12 protein-coding genes are annotated in these 13,680 nt (G+C 65.4%); 7 read left to right on the top strand and 5 right to left on the bottom strand.

The features are described 5' to 3' along the window. Nucleotides 1-199 precede the first annotated feature (199 nt). Nucleotides 200-1,417: an MFS transporter gene (locus AC07PV_RS07440; protein ID WP_218293870.1), complete on the bottom strand. Its 1,218-nt coding sequence runs from the start codon at nt 1,415-1,417 to the stop codon at nt 200-202. A gap of 517 nt (nt 1,418-1,934) precedes the next feature. Here AC07PV_RS07440 and AC07PV_RS07435 point away from each other — a divergent pair. Together AC07PV_RS07435 and AC07PV_RS07430 are read left to right on the top strand one after the other, a co-directional pair. Continuing rightward, the gene (locus AC07PV_RS07435) at nt 1,935-3,596 is read left to right on the top strand and encodes a methyl-accepting chemotaxis protein (protein ID WP_218293871.1); all 1,662 of its coding nucleotides are present in this window, start codon (nt 1,935-1,937) and stop codon (nt 3,594-3,596) included. Between the two features lie 458 nt (nt 3,597-4,054). Next, nucleotides 4,055-4,540 carry a DUF2199 domain-containing protein gene (locus AC07PV_RS07430; protein ID WP_494600465.1) on the top strand — a complete coding sequence of 162 codons (486 nt, stop codon included), beginning with the start codon at nt 4,055-4,057 and terminating at the stop codon, nt 4,538-4,540. A gap of 130 nt (nt 4,541-4,670) precedes the next feature. Here the strand turns inward: AC07PV_RS07430 and gntR are convergent, their stop codons facing one another. Then, entirely contained in the window at nt 4,671-5,696 is a 1,026-nt protein-coding gene (gene gntR, locus AC07PV_RS07425) for an HTH-type transcriptional regulator GntR (protein ID WP_494629838.1), read from the bottom strand. Between the two features lie 204 nt (nt 5,697-5,900). Here gntR and AC07PV_RS07420 point away from each other — a divergent pair, with 204 nt between their 5' ends. Genes AC07PV_RS07420 through AC07PV_RS07405 form a run of 4 tightly spaced genes read left to right on the top strand, consistent with a single transcriptional unit; the run spans nt 5,901 to nt 9,276 of the window. Next, a complete protein-coding gene (locus AC07PV_RS07420; RefSeq protein WP_218294444.1) occupies nt 5,901-6,386 on the top strand; it encodes a gluconokinase in 486 nt (161 codons plus the stop codon). Next, nucleotides 6,383-6,898, top strand: coding sequence for a TRAP transporter small permease subunit (locus AC07PV_RS07415; RefSeq protein ID WP_218293873.1), 516 nt, complete (start codon nt 6,383-6,385; stop codon nt 6,896-6,898). Before AC07PV_RS07420 ends, AC07PV_RS07415 begins: the two co-directional genes overlap by 4 nt. Nucleotides 6,899-6,904: 6 nt before the next feature. After that, nucleotides 6,905-8,203 (top strand): TRAP transporter large permease, encoded by a 1,299-nt coding sequence (locus tag AC07PV_RS07410; protein ID WP_494629837.1) that lies wholly within the window; start codon nt 6,905-6,907, stop codon nt 8,201-8,203. Nucleotides 8,204-8,256: 53 nt separating this feature from the next. Next, the gene (locus AC07PV_RS07405) at nt 8,257-9,276 is read left to right on the top strand and encodes a TRAP transporter substrate-binding protein (RefSeq protein WP_492806012.1); all 1,020 of its coding nucleotides are present in this window, start codon (nt 8,257-8,259) and stop codon (nt 9,274-9,276) included. 134 nt (nt 9,277-9,410) lie between these two features. Here AC07PV_RS07405 and AC07PV_RS07400 read toward each other — a convergent pair whose 3' ends face one another. Then, a complete protein-coding gene (locus tag AC07PV_RS07400; RefSeq protein ID WP_218293876.1) occupies nt 9,411-9,704 on the bottom strand; it encodes a DUF4148 domain-containing protein in 294 nt (97 codons plus the stop codon). 92 nt (nt 9,705-9,796) lie between these two features. Next, on the bottom strand, nt 9,797-10,084 hold the full coding sequence (locus tag AC07PV_RS07395; RefSeq protein ID WP_218293877.1) for a DUF4148 domain-containing protein: 288 nt from the start codon (nt 10,082-10,084) through the stop codon (nt 9,797-9,799). A 524-nt stretch (nt 10,085-10,608) separates the two neighbouring features. Here AC07PV_RS07395 and AC07PV_RS07390 point away from each other — a divergent pair. After that, a complete protein-coding gene (locus AC07PV_RS07390; RefSeq protein ID WP_218293878.1) occupies nt 10,609-11,049 on the top strand; it encodes a CBS domain-containing protein in 441 nt (146 codons plus the stop codon). A gap of 81 nt (nt 11,050-11,130) precedes the next feature. Here the strand turns inward: AC07PV_RS07390 and AC07PV_RS07385 are convergent, their stop codons facing one another. Continuing rightward, nucleotides 11,131-13,539, bottom strand: coding sequence for a tetratricopeptide repeat protein (locus AC07PV_RS07385; RefSeq protein WP_494629835.1), 2,409 nt, complete (start codon nt 13,537-13,539; stop codon nt 11,131-11,133). Nucleotides 13,540-13,680: the final 141 nt, after the last annotated feature.

Below are 13,680 nucleotides of genomic sequence, written 5' to 3'. Positions count from 1 at the left end.
TTGCTTGCTATTGAAAACATAGCTGCTGGCGCTGATGGAGAAAGCGCCAGGGCCTGTTTCTCCTTCAAGATAACATCGAGGTGGTGCGCGGCCACTGAAGTCGCCCCGGCCCCTGCGGGGATGCCGGGCAGGGGCTTTTCCTTTCGGGCGGCCCGTGCCCGCACCCCCGGGGGCAGGCACAAGGCAAGGCCGCAACGCCTCAGGAGGAAGTCCTGGCCCGTCCGCCGCGTTCGGCCCAGGTCCGCGTCCAGCGGATCTGCATCACGCGCAGCAGCAGCAGCATGGCCAGCGCACACACTGCGATGCCCACGAAACCCCACAGGTAAGTGCCCGTGTACTGGCGCGAGATGCCCATGCCATTGGGGATGAGGCCGCCGCCCAGCGCGCCGATTTCACCGATCATCGAGCCCGCCACCGCCGTGGTCAGCGGCCAGCGCAGCGGCACCAGCTGGAACAGTGCGCCATTGCCCGCGCCCAGCGCCGCAAAACACACCAGGAACAGCAGCATGGTGATGGGCAGCGAGTTCTCTGCCAGGCCGCACAGCACCATGCTCACGGCCGTGATGGCCAGCACGCCCGTCAGTGTGTTGACGCCGCCCCAGTGGTCCGACAGCCAGCCGCCGAATATGCGCAGGGCCGCGCCCAGAAAGGCCGCCATCATCGTGAGCTGGCCCGCCTGTACCTTGCTCACGCTGAACTGGTCGTAGAAGTAGCTGGGCAAAAAGGCGGTCAGGCCGATGAAGCCGCCAAACGTCACGGCGTAGATCAGACTGAAGGCCCAGCCGTCCTTCTCGAACAGGCAGGCAATGTGTTCACGAAAGCTGCTGTGGGCCGCGAGGTCCGGGGGTTCCTTCGCGTAGACGGCCATCACCAGCGCGGGGATGGCCACGCTCACGGCGGCAAAGCCATACACGGCCTGCCAGCCGAACTTCTGCGCCAGCGCGGGGGCGAGCAGGGCGGCCACCGCCGTACCCACGTTGCCGGCGCCCACGATGCCCATGGCCAGGCCCTTGTAGCGCGGCGGAAACGAGCCCGAGCCCAGCGACAGCGCCACGCCAAAGCTGGCGCCCGCCACGCCCAGCAGGATGCCCATGGCCAGCAGGTCGTTGTAGGTGTGCACGAACATGTAGCCAAAGCCCATGGCCAGGAAGATGCCGGCCATCTCGACCAGCGTGGCGTTCTTGCGGCCGATGTACTGCGCCAGGATGCCCAGCGGAAAACGCATGAGCGCGCCCGCGAAGATGGGGATGGACAGCATCATGCCCATCTGCGTGGGGGTGAGCTGGAAGGCTTCGCGGATGAACGGCGCCATGGCACCGTTGATCACCCAGATTGCGCACGAGAAACCGAAATACAGAAAGGACGACCACAGCGTGGGGGCGTGGCCGGACTTGAGGAACTCGCGAAATTGAAGCATGGCGATCTTGCGCAAAAGGGCCGTGGTGCCTGCCGCAAGCACACCCCAGCCGGGCAGAAAAACAAAAAGGCGCCTGCATGGACTGCTCGGGCTGTGTCCCAGCCTGTGCCTGCCCATGAAGACGCCAACGTCCTGTTCGCCCAATCCGCCGTTGCACCGGGCTGACACGCGGCCCGCATTGGCCGCAGGCTTCCTCAAGCAATGGCTGTGCCAAGCCGGTGCATTGCCAAAGCGCAAAAGGAACCCAGCCCGGGCGCCGTCATGCGCCAGCGTTCGCTGCGGCCGGGATGGGTGCCCGGCCGGCGGGGTGCCTGGAATGGTGCAGCGCAACGCACCAACCCGGTGTGGGCGCGATGCACCTGTTTGGGGAATTTTGGCGCGGCACGGCCCGAATTTGTTTCAGGATTGCAAGTTCCTGGATTAGCATGGTTTGCATCCGTGCCTGGCGTGTCTTGTGGTGCCAGGGGGCGGTGGACCGAGCAACGGCCTATTCCCATTCTTTGATGAGGGACCCACCATGCGCGTCAATCTGCCCGTCAGCACCCAGGAATATGCGTTTCCCGCCGGCCAGACCCTGGTGTCCACCACCGATCTCAAGGGGCGCATCCTGTACTGCAACCCGATGTTCATCGAGGTCAGCGGGTACGAAAAGGAAGAACTCCTGGGCCAGCCGCACAACATGATCCGGCACCCGGACATGCCCGAGGAGGCGTTTCGTGACATGTGGGACACCATCGCCAGCGGCGCACCCTGGTCGGCGGCGGTCAAGAACCGGCGCAAGGACGGCTCTTTCTACTGGGTGATGGCCAACGTGACGCCGCTGATGCAGGGCGACCAGCCCACGGGCTACATGTCGGTGCGCACCGAGGCCACGCGCGAAGAGATCCAGGCGGCCGACCGGCTGTACCGGCAGATGCAGGCCGAGAAGCAGGCCGGCACGTCCGTGCACGTGCTGCGCGCGGGCCAGCTGGTGAAGAACACGTCCTGGGGGCGCGTCGCCGGCTGGGTGCGCCTGGGGCCCCTGGGCAAGATGATGCTCTGCACGCTGCTGCTGGTGCTCGCCTCGTTCGGGGCCGCATGGCTGGGCGGGCATGCGGTGACGCTCGCGTCCGGGGTGGCGTGGGTGGCCGTGGCGCTGCTGGCGCTGGCCATGGCGGCCTACCTGCACAAGGTCACGGTCGCGCCGCTGGCGCAGATGCTGCGCTGGGCCAACCGCATGGCGGCAGGCGACCTGACGCAGAAGATCAGCGCCACGCGCAGCGACACGGTGGGCGACCTGCAGAAGGCGCTGGCGCAGCTCAACGTGAACCTGCTGTCCATCGTGCGCGACGCGCGCCAGGAGAGCGAGCACATGCAGGTCTCCACCCGCGAGATCGCGCAGGGCAACCAGGACCTGTCGGCGCGCACCGAGGCGCAGGCCGGCAACCTGCAGCAGACGGCCGCGTCGATGGAGGAGATCACCGGCACCGTCAAGCAAACCGCCGAGTCGGCGCGCCAGGCCACGGTGCTGGCCACCCAGGCCACCGGGGTGGCCGAGCGCAGCAGCGAGGCCGTGGATGGCGTGGCCAGCACGATGAAGCAGATCCAGGCCGCGTCGGGCCGCATCAGCGAGATCACGCAGCTCATCGACTCCATCGCGTTCCAGACCAACATCCTGGCGCTCAACGCGGCCGTGGAGGCCGCGCGCGCGGGCGAGCAGGGGCGGGGGTTCGCGGTGGTGGCGTCGGAGGTGCGCAGCCTGTCGCACCGAACGCAGTCCGCCGCCAAGGAAATCCGCCAGCTGATCGACGACTCCGCCACCAAGGTGAGCGAGGGCCATGAAAAAACCGACGCCGCGCAGAAGACCATGGCCGAATCGCTGGAGCTGGTGCGCAGGGTGAACACGCTGATCGGCGAGATCCACAGCGCGTCCAACGAACAGCTCAGCGGCATCTCGCAGGTGAACTCGGCGGTGGCCCAGCTCGACACCATCACGCAGCAGAACGCCGCGCTGGTGGAGGAGAACGCCGCGTCGGCCATGCAGCTCAACGGCCAAGCCCAGACCATGACCGAGACGGTGCAGGTGTTCCGCATCGATGCCTCGGCGCCCGCGCAGACGCGCGATGCGGTGGCGCTGCGCAAGGAGATGAAGGGCGGCCAGGCGGCAAAGTCTTCCAGCCGCGCGCTGGCGCCCGTCTGACAGGCGCCGGGCGGCCGGTTGCGTGGGCGGCGGCCCACGGCCTCGCGGGACATGGGTTCTTGCACGCCCGCCCCCCGCCGGTAGGGTGGCCGCGGCCGGCGGTGTGCGGTAGCCTTCGCGGCCAGGGCAGGGCGCGGGTGCCTGCCTGCTGATGGAGACCATGGCACTTTCAACCACCGAACGATTCATCGCGACCTGCCTGCATGGCTGCGTGCGCGCCTGCTGCAAGAGAACGCAGGCACCGTTGTGCGGCGCAGGGCTGGTGCCTGGTGCAGCCGTACCTCCATCGGCCCGTGGCCGGGGGCTGGAGTGCGTCGGCAAGCTGGGCAGCCGTCCTGTGCGGGCCGGTGCGCTGAAGGCGTGGCCAAGCGGCACGCCGCTGTTGCCGTACCAGGACGCGCGGTGTCCGTGGCACGCCACGCCGGTGCATAGTGCGCACATCACAGGAGTCGATCCCTATGGCATACACCTGCGCGAGCTGCGGCAAGGACCACGATGAACTCTCGCCCTACATGATGTGGCGGCTGCCGGACCCTGCCCTCGAGCGTGAGCATGAACTCGTGTTCGACGACGACTTCACCTGCCGCATCGGCGACGAGCAGTACTTCATCAGCTGTGAGCTGGAAGTCCCGTTCAAGGCCGATGACCTCAAGCCGCTGGGTTTCATCTGCTGGGCCCGGGTGGACCGCGAAACATACGACCGCTACCGCGGCTATCGCGAGCACGAGGACACGCTGGCGGAATACGCCGAACTGGTGCCGGGCACGTTGGCCAATCCCATCCCCTGCGTGCCCGGCTCCTCTGGCACGGCCGTGGGCCTCAAGGTGCTGGCCGGCGACCCCACGCCCTACATTCGCTGGGTGGCTCCTGGCTCGGCCGTGGCGCACCTTCTGGCCCGGGGCGCAACGGTCGGGTATTGGCACGAGGCCATGGGCGCGGGCTGAGGATGTGGGCTGGGCGCGGCGGGGGTCTTGGTGAAATCAAAAACCATAGCGGCTAGCGCTTTATGCATGAGGGCTGGAGGCCAAAAAGGCTAAAAATCCAGGGTTTCCGGCCCCTGTGCTGCTCCTCCCTTCAGGTGCTCCCCCGCACGGTCAACTCAAAGCCCAGGTCGACCGAGTTCCGCTCGGGCGCCTCGCCGCGCATCAGCGCGAGCAGCATGCGCGCACTGGCCTCGCCGACGGCCGAGCGTGGCGTGCGTACCGTGGTCAGCGGCGGCAGCATCTGGTCGCTGCCGGCCAGGTCGTTGAAGCCCGCGATGGCGACCTGGCCGGGCACCTGCAGGCCCAGCCGCTGCGCTGCCAGCAGGCCGCCCTGCGCCAGGTCGTCGTTGCAGAAGAACACGGCATCGACGCCCGGGCGGGTGCGCAGCAGTTCCTCCAGCAGTTCTCCGCCCAGCCGCATGGACGAGGGCTGGGGGCTGAGCAGTTCCAGCTTCGGGTCATACAGGCCCGCTTCCTTCAGGCAGCGGCGGTAGCCTTCGGCGCGCTGCATGGTGCGGGGGTCGAGCTGGGCCGCGACAAACGCCACGCGGCGACGGCCCCGGGCCAGCAGATGGGCCGTCATGCCGTGGCCCCCGTCCTGCTGCGAAAAGCCCACGCAGTACACGCCGGGCGCGGAGGTCATCTCCATCAGGTGCACGCACGGCACGCCACTGGCGGCGATCATCTGGCGCGATGCCTCGGTGCGGTCGAAGCCGGTGACCAGCAGCCCCGCCGGGCGGTGGGCCAGGTAGGTGCGCAGCAGCTGCTCTTCTTCCTGCGGGTCGTAGTGGGTCACGCCGATCAGCGCCTGGTAGCCGTGGGGGAACAGCGCGCGGTGCACGGCCTCCAGCACGTCGACGAACAGGGCGTTGGACAGCAGGGGCACGAGCACGGGCACCTGCACGCTGCGCTGGGAGGCGAGGGCCCTGGCGGCGGGGTCGGGCACGTAGCCCAGCCGCTGGGCGGCGTCTTTCACGCGCTGCACCAGTTCCTGCGCCACGCCGCGCTCGCCGCGCAGCGCGCGGGAGGCGGTGATGGGGCTGACCTCGGCGGCCTGGGCCACGTCGCTCAGTGTCATGCGGCCGCTGGAGCGGCGCCTTGTCTCGGGTTTGTTCAAGGGTTAACCCTCATTGGGGTGCGGATCGATGTGGTTAGGATAGCGCTGTCCAAACGATGGGACAAGGCATTGACGCCCATTTTGGACGAAGTTGCAAAAGTTGCCACGGTTATTGCGGCATCCAGCCAGGGTGCCTTTTTTATGGATCAATTGGATAGCGCTACCAATATGAGTGTCTTGCCGTCAACGGTTTTTCTGGTGGTCATGGGCGTGGCGGGGTGCGGCAAGTCGAGCCTGGGCTCGGCCCTGGCGCAAGCCGAGGGCCTGCCGCTGATCGAGGGAGACGACCACCACAGCCCGGCGAGCCGTGAAAAGATGCGCCAGGGCATCGCGCTGACCGATGCAGACCGCGAGGGGTGGCTCGCCACGCTCGGGCAGCTGCTGCAGGCGCAGCCCCATGGCGCGGTCCTGACGTGCTCCGCGCTCAAGAAGTCCTACCGGGACCGCCTGCGCGATGCCTGCCCGGGGCTGCGGTTCGTTTTCCTGGAGATCGACCGTGCCAGCGCGGGCCAGCGCGTGGCCGACCGTGCCGGGACCCATTTCTTTTCCAGCGCGCTGGTGGACAGCCAGTTCGCCACGCTCGAGTCGCCCGTGGGCGAGGCGGGCGTGCTGCGGCTGGATGCACTGGCCGCCCTGGCCGTTCTTCAACAGCAGGCCTCGGCCTGGATCGCCGCCACGGAGGCCGCATGACCACCCCGGAAGACTCCACCCCCGTGCGGCCCAGCCGGTACGTCGCCGCCTCCCAGGTGCTCATGGCCGCCTGCCTGGCCGTGATGGCCGTGGCCGTGTTCGTGAATGTGGTGCTGCGCTACGGCTTTGGCAGTGGCGTCGTGGCGAGCGAAGAACTCTCGCGCCTGCTTTTCGTGTGGATGGTTTTCATTGGCGCCGCGGCGGCCTACCCCGCCGGCGAGCACATGGCCTTCACCAGCCTGGCGGGCCTGCTCGCCAAGCGTCCCCTGGCATTTGGAGCGCTCACGGCGTTGATCCGGCTGCTGGTGATTGCGGCCTGCGCGATGCTGGCCTGGGGCGCCTGGCACCAGGTGATCGTCGGCATGGACAGCCATTCCGTGGTGCTGGGCTACCCGGCGGCCCTGTTGCCGCTGCCCGCCTTCCTGTGCGCTGTCGCCATCGGCGTCATGGCGCTGATCGAATTGATTCAACGCAAGCCGCTGGACCTGGGTCACGGCGCCGAGGTGGAGTAACCGATGATGTCCCTGGGACCCGAAGCGCAGGCTTTTGTTGTTTTCTCCGTGGGCATGCTGGTGCTCATGGGCACAGGCATGAACATGGGCCTGGCCCTCGTGCTCACGGGCGCGGGCATGGCGTGGGTGCTCGACTTCTGGGATGCGCAGCTGCTGGCCCAGAACCTGGTGGCGGGGGTGGACAGCTTTCCGCTGCTGGCCGTGCCGTTCTTCATCCTGGCTGGCGAGCTGATGAACTCGGGCGGCATCAGCCGCCGCATCATCGACATGGCGCAGGCCTGGGTCGGGCACATCCGGGGCGGCCTGGGCTACGTGGCCATCGGCGCGGCGGTGCTCATGGCCAGCATGAGCGGCTCCGCGCTGGCCGATACGGCCGCGCTGGCCACCATCCTCTTGCCCATGATGCGCCAGCAGGGCTACCCGATGAACACGTCGGCCGGGCTGATCGCCTCGGGCGGCATCATCGCGCCCATCATCCCGCCCTCCATGCCGTTCGTCATCTACGGCGTGACGACCAACACCTCGATCTCTGCGCTGTTCGTCTCCGGCATCGTGCCGGGCCTGATGATGGGCGCGGGCCTCATCTTCGCCTGGCGCTGGGTGCTGCGCGGCATGGACCTGCCGCAGGGCGAACCCTTGCCCGTCAAGGACCGCCTGCGCGCCACGGTGCGTGCCTTCTGGGCCATGCTGATGCCCCTGATCATCATCGGCGGCATGAAGTCGGGCGTCTTCACGCCCACCGAGGCCGCCGTGGTGGCCGCGTTCTACGCGCTGGTGGTGGCGTTGTTCGTCCACCGCGAAATGAAGATCGCGGAAATCTACGGCGTGCTGGTGCGTGCGGCCAAGACCACCTCCATCGTGATGTTCCTCTGCGCGGGCGCCCAGGTGGCCAGCTACATGATCACGCTGGCCGACCTGCCCAATGTGCTGACCAGCTGGCTGGGTCCGCTGGTGGAGAACCCCCGCCTCCTGATGGCGGTGATGATGATCGTGCTGGTGCTGATCGGCACGGCGCTCGACCTCACGCCCACCATCCTGATCTTCGCGCCCGTGATGCTGCCCATCGCCGTGAAGGCGGGCATCGACCCGGTGTATTTCGGCCTGATGTTCGTGCTCAACGGCGCGATCGGCCTCATCACGCCGCCGGTGGGCACGGTGCTCAACGTGGTGGCCGGGGTGGGGCGGATATCAATGCACAGCGTGATCAAGGGCGTGAACCCGTTCCTCTTCACCTACGTGCTGATCCTGGCCTTGCTGGTCGCCTTTCCACAGATCGTCACCGCCCCCGTGGTGTGGCTGCGCTGACCGCCCGTTTCCTCCTCTCTTTTTTCCTTTCCCCCCCGCTAATGGAGACAACCATGAAAACTTTCCGCCGCACCCTTCTGGCCGCCTTGTCGGTGGCCGCCCTTGCCTGCTCGTTCCAGGCCGCCGCGCAGGACTTCAAGCCACGCATCATCCGGTTTGGCTACGGCCTCAACGAAGTGTCCAACCAGGGGCGTGCCACCAAGCTGTTCGCCGAAGAGGTCGAAAAGGCCTCGGGCGGCAAGATGAAGGTGCGCGCCATCGGCGCCGCCGCCCTGGGCTCGGACGTGCAGATGCAGCAGGCGCTGGTCGGCGGTGCGCAGGAGATGATGGTGGGCTCCACCGCCACGCTGGTGGGCATCACCAAGGAAATGGCGATCTGGGATACCCCCTTCCTGTTCAACAACGCGAAGGAGGCCGACGTGGTGCTGGACGGCCCCGTGGGCCAGAAGGTGATGGACAAGCTGCAGGAAAAGGGCCTCGTGGGCCTCGTGTACTGGGAGAACGGCTTTCGCAACCTGACCAACAGCAAGCGCCCGGTCACCAAGCTGGAGGACATGAATGGCATCAAGCTGCGCGTGATGCAGAACAACGTGTTCCTCGACAGCTTCAAGACCCTGGGAGCCAATGCTGTTCCACTGCCGTTCTCGGAACTGTTCACCGCCCTCGAGACCAACACGGTGGACGGCCAGGAGAACCCCTACAACACCATCCTGTCGAGCAAGTTCTACGAGGTGCAGAAGTACCTCACGGTGACCAACCACGTTTACAGCCCCTGGATCGTGCTGGTCAGCAAGAAGTACTGGGACGGCCTCAACAAGGCCGAGCAGAAGGTGCTGCTCGATGCCGCGAGGAAGAGCCGCGACTTCGAGCGCCAGGATACGCGCGCCGAGGCCGACAAGGCGCTGGCCGACCTCAAGGCCAAGGGCATGCAGGTCAACGAACTGTCGCCCGCAGAAGCCAACCGCATGCGCGAGAAACTGGGGGCGGTCAACACCAGCATTGCCGCCAACGTGGGCGAGGCGCTGTGGAAGGACGTGCAGGGCGCCGTGGCGCAGGCGCGTGGGAGCAAATAAGCCTGGGTGAGACGCGGCTGCCGCAACGCCATTGCGGCTCCCAAAGACAAAAGGCCGAGGCCCCGAAAGGGGCCTCGGCCTTTTTGCATTTGCAACTGCCTGCCCGCACCGCCTTGCGGCGCGGGCCGGACGGATTACAGGGAGCCGATTTCGCCGGACGAGATCTTGCCAGTGCGCAGGGCGTCTGCAGCTTGGGCATTCACCGCGTTGCGGTCAGCGGTGGAGGTGTAGACCAAGGCACGCGAACCGACGGGGATGGCACCGCTGGTTTGGGGTACTGCCGAGGCTTCGGCTTGCACTTCGGCACGGGTGCGGTTCGTTTCGAACTTCGTGGCGAACTGCGAGGCATCGACTTCGTCGGCCTGGGCACCGAAAGAAGCGAAAGCGGCCACGGCGGCGATGGAGAGGAAGCGTGCGGTCTTGTTCATGGTGAAACTCCGGTGAAATTCAAAAAAATGAGGGCGATGTACTTGGAAATACGCAGCAGGAGAGGGCCTGGATTCAGCGAATCAAACGCTGATCAACCACGCTCACCCGAAGGGATCTGGCCGGTGCGCACGGCATCGGCGGCCTGGGCACGCACGGCGGCGCGGTCGGCGGTGGATTGATACGTCACCACACGCGAACCTGCGGGCTCGATGGAGCGGGTCTGGGCCACGGTGGCGGCTTCGGCGGCCACTTCGGCGCGGGTGCGGTTCGTCTCGAACTTCGTGGCGAACTGCGAGGCATCGGCCTCGTCGGCCTGGGCACCGAACGAAGCGAAAGCAGCCACGGCGGCGATGGAGAGGAAGCGGGCGGTCTTGTTCATGATGAAAATCCTTGAAATTAAAAAGCGTCTCAGAAAAAACCGGGACAAAGCGGAAAGTGACAACTGCTTCAAACCGGGTTCGGTGAGTCGCCTTGCGGGTTCGGCTCATCGATGGGATGAACTGTACGCCGCGGTGGTACATAGAAAAACTACTCGGTCGCAAACTAACTGTTCCAGTTTTTGAAACAATCCAGACGCCTGTCTTTCTGCCTGCGGCCCGAGGGCCGGTAGCCAGTCGCAAGCGATCGTGGTGGCAGGAGAGGTGGGCGGTGAATCCTTTCGAAAGCGCGTTGGACATGGGCTGTATCGTGCCGGGCGGCGCGGCATGCGTCGTCTCAGCGCGGTTTCGGTTCTTTTCGGTTTGTTTCGGGTTCTCCCGAATGCAACAAGTGCGAAACATGTGCATCGAGTCCGTGGGGAACGCGCCAAAGGTGTGGTGAATGGCACTTGCGCGGGTTGCATCGGCAAGGCTTATGGGCTGAAATCACTCTGTACCTGTTTCAGCCATCACGAGGGAGGTTCCAATGACCGTAGTCGCCAAGATTCTTCAATCCAAACCCGATGCCACCGTGCATACCATCGGGCCCGCCACTTCGGTGTTCGATGCGCTCAAGCTCATGGCGGACAAGGGCATCGGCGCGTTGATCGTGACCGAAGGCGCCGACATCGTGGGCATCTTCACCGAGCGGGACTACGCGCGAAAAATCGCGCTCATGGGGCGCACGTCCTCGGTCACCCAGGTGCGGGACGTGATGACGACCGCCGTGCTGTTCGTGCGGCCCGACCACACCAGCGAGCAGTGCATGCAGCTGATGACCGGCAACCGGCTGCGCCACCTGCCCGTGGTGGACGACAGCAGCAAGCTCGTGGGCATGATTTCCATCGGTGACCTGGTCAAGGACATCATTTCCGAGCAGAAATTCATCATCGAGCAGCTGGAGCAGTACATCACTGGGGCGCGCTGACGGCAGGAGATGCCCGGCAGCCCAGGCGCGTGGGCGAGAAAACCGGTTGGCCGGCAGCCTGTATCGGCCGAGAAGCCGCTGCTAGCCGGCGACGAGAATCGGCTCGCAAGCCTCACCGGCTTGCTGGCGCTCGAACATGATCCGGTAGGCCGTTTCGAGGTCGCGTGTGAAGCGTTGACCATCAAACAGCGGCGAGTTGGTGCGCAGCCTTTGAAGCTTGGCACGAACGGCCGCCAAGGTCTCGGGTTGGCTGGCAAGTTCAATGGCACGGGCTTCGTAGTCCCGCGGGGTGTGGGTAATCAATTCGGGCAAACCCACTGCGGTGAGCAGGCTGGCGGCCACTCGTCCCGCGAAGGCCTGGCCCGCGAGCGTGAGCACGGGTAGCCCGGCCCAGAGCGCGTCGCTGGCAGTGGTGTGGGCGTTGTAGGGCAGGGTGTCGATGAAAAGATCTGCCGCCCGATGGCGCGCAAGATGGTCGTCCAGCGGCATCCGCTGTGCAAAGACCAGGCGAGCGCCACCCACGCCGCGCTTTTCGGCCTCCTTGACGAGATTCTCGGCGGCGGCCTCGTTGTCCTTGAACAGCCACAAAACGCTGCCAGGTACCGCCTTCAGGATGCGCATCCAGCAGTCAAAGGTGTCCGGAAGAATTTTGTAGTTGTTGTTGAAGCAGCAGAAAACGAATCCGCTGTCTGGCAGGCCCAGTTCCGCGCGTGTGAACTGGCGGTCGGAGATGGGGCGGCGGCTGTCGTTGACCTGGTAGCTGTACGGCATCCAGACTGCTTTTTCAGTGAAGAATCCCTGGTGCTCCGGGGGGATGACGACTTCGTCTGCAATGACATAGTCCATGTAATCGGCACCGGTGGTGCCGGGGTAGCCGAGATAGCTCACCTGAACGGGTGCGCAGCGGTTGGCAAAAATGCCCATGCGCCCATCCCGGGTGAATCCTTTCAAGTCGACCGCGATGTCGATTCCCAGGCCCCGAGCCATGGCGGCGATCTCCTGATCTGTGCGCCCATCGACCTCGTGAAAATGGTCCACACTCTGCTCGATACGGCGGCGGATGCCATCCATCATCTGGGGGCCAAGCGAAAACGCGTGAATCTCGAACTGTTCCTTGGCGTGGCTTTCGAACAGTTCGGCCATCAGGTAGGTGGTGGCATGTGTGAAGTAGTCTGCAGAGAAGTACCCCACTCGGATGCGTCCGGGCCGCCGTGCAGGGAAGCTGTGCTGTGCAGCTTTGTCCAGCCGATGCAATTTCAGATATGCACGCGCCAGCTGGAGGTGAAGGAGTGGGTCGTCCACTATCGCAAGGAAGGGAAAGGGGCTGCTTCTTTGCAGCGCACCCTTGCTCCGCAATTCCTCCAGGTAGGAATCGAATCCTGTCCAGTCGCAGATATGCATGCGCACGGGTTGCGCGACGGCTGGATCGGCGTGGCAATGCGCAAGGCTGTCAATGGCGGCGGTGAATCGCTTGAGGTCGATTTCCGATGCCGCCTTGTGAAAGTGGGCAGCCTCCAGCGCGGGGTCGATTTCCAGGGCCTTTTGGTAGTTGGCGATCGCGTCATCGTGCCTTCCCATTCCTGCCAGAGCCCGTCCGCCGATGACGTAGGCGCTGGCTTGCTGCGGATTGATGGAAAGGGCATTTTCCACTTGCGCAATGGCCTGTTCGTGGAGGTGCAGGTCCAGAAGGCAGCCTGCATGGTCCAGCACCACCTGCGCATTGCCAGGCTGCAGTTCGGCGGCACGCCGCAGCAAAGGTTCTGCTTCTAAAAGCAGGCCCTGCGCAGCGAGCGCGCGGGCTTTGGTCAAACACGCCTCTGCATACTGAGGGTGAATCGCCAGCGCCCGGTCGGCTGCAGCGATGGCCGCATCAAGCTGAGCTGTTTCTATGAGGGCGCACGCCAGGTTGTTGAGGGCCTTGAGGTTTTCAGGGGCTGCCGCCAGCACGTGCTCGAAAGCGGCAATCGCTTCCTCGGACCTTTTCAGTTCCAGCAGGGCAATCCCCTGGTTGACCCGTAGCTCGGGGTGGTCGTGCCCCGCTTCGATAAGTTGGCTAGCGCTGGACAGGGCTTCTTCGTGAAAACCTGCCTTGATGAGGATGCCCACGCGGTTCATTTGTGCGGCGGGCATTTCTGGCTGCAGATCTAGAGCCTGATTGATGCGCTCTAGGGCCTCCTGGGGCTTGCCGCCCCCGGCCAGTGCCAGAGCCAGATTCACGTGAGCACCCGCATCCTGTGGCAACAACCGCACTGCCTGCCCAATCAGCCGTTGCGCGTCTGCAAATGCGCCGCTGCCCAGCGCCACCACGCCCAGCATGTGCAATGCACCAGGATGATGGGGACTCCTGGCCAGAATCTGCTGGTAGAGGTTGGCAGCGCCCTGCAGTTGTCCACTGCGATGCAGGGTCAGGGCCTGTTGGAAGGCTTGGTCAATCTGGAAGGCGGCGCTTGCGGTGGGCTGGTGGGGCCTGAAAAAAGGGGGAGATGTCATGTGGAAAGTCGCCATGGATGCGGGATGCCAGGCCCGTCTTCCACAAGAAGCGAATGCGGCCTGCGGATGGGGCCGCATTGTGCCGTATTGGCCCAAGCCAAGGCCGCTTCCCGATGCCCGCCGGGGAAAAGCCCCGGAGAC

The organism is Acidovorax sp. GW821-FHT09A11 (assembly GCF_059418365.1).
Note: the sequence above shows the minus strand (reverse complement) of the source record. Positions and strands in the feature narration are given on the sequence as shown.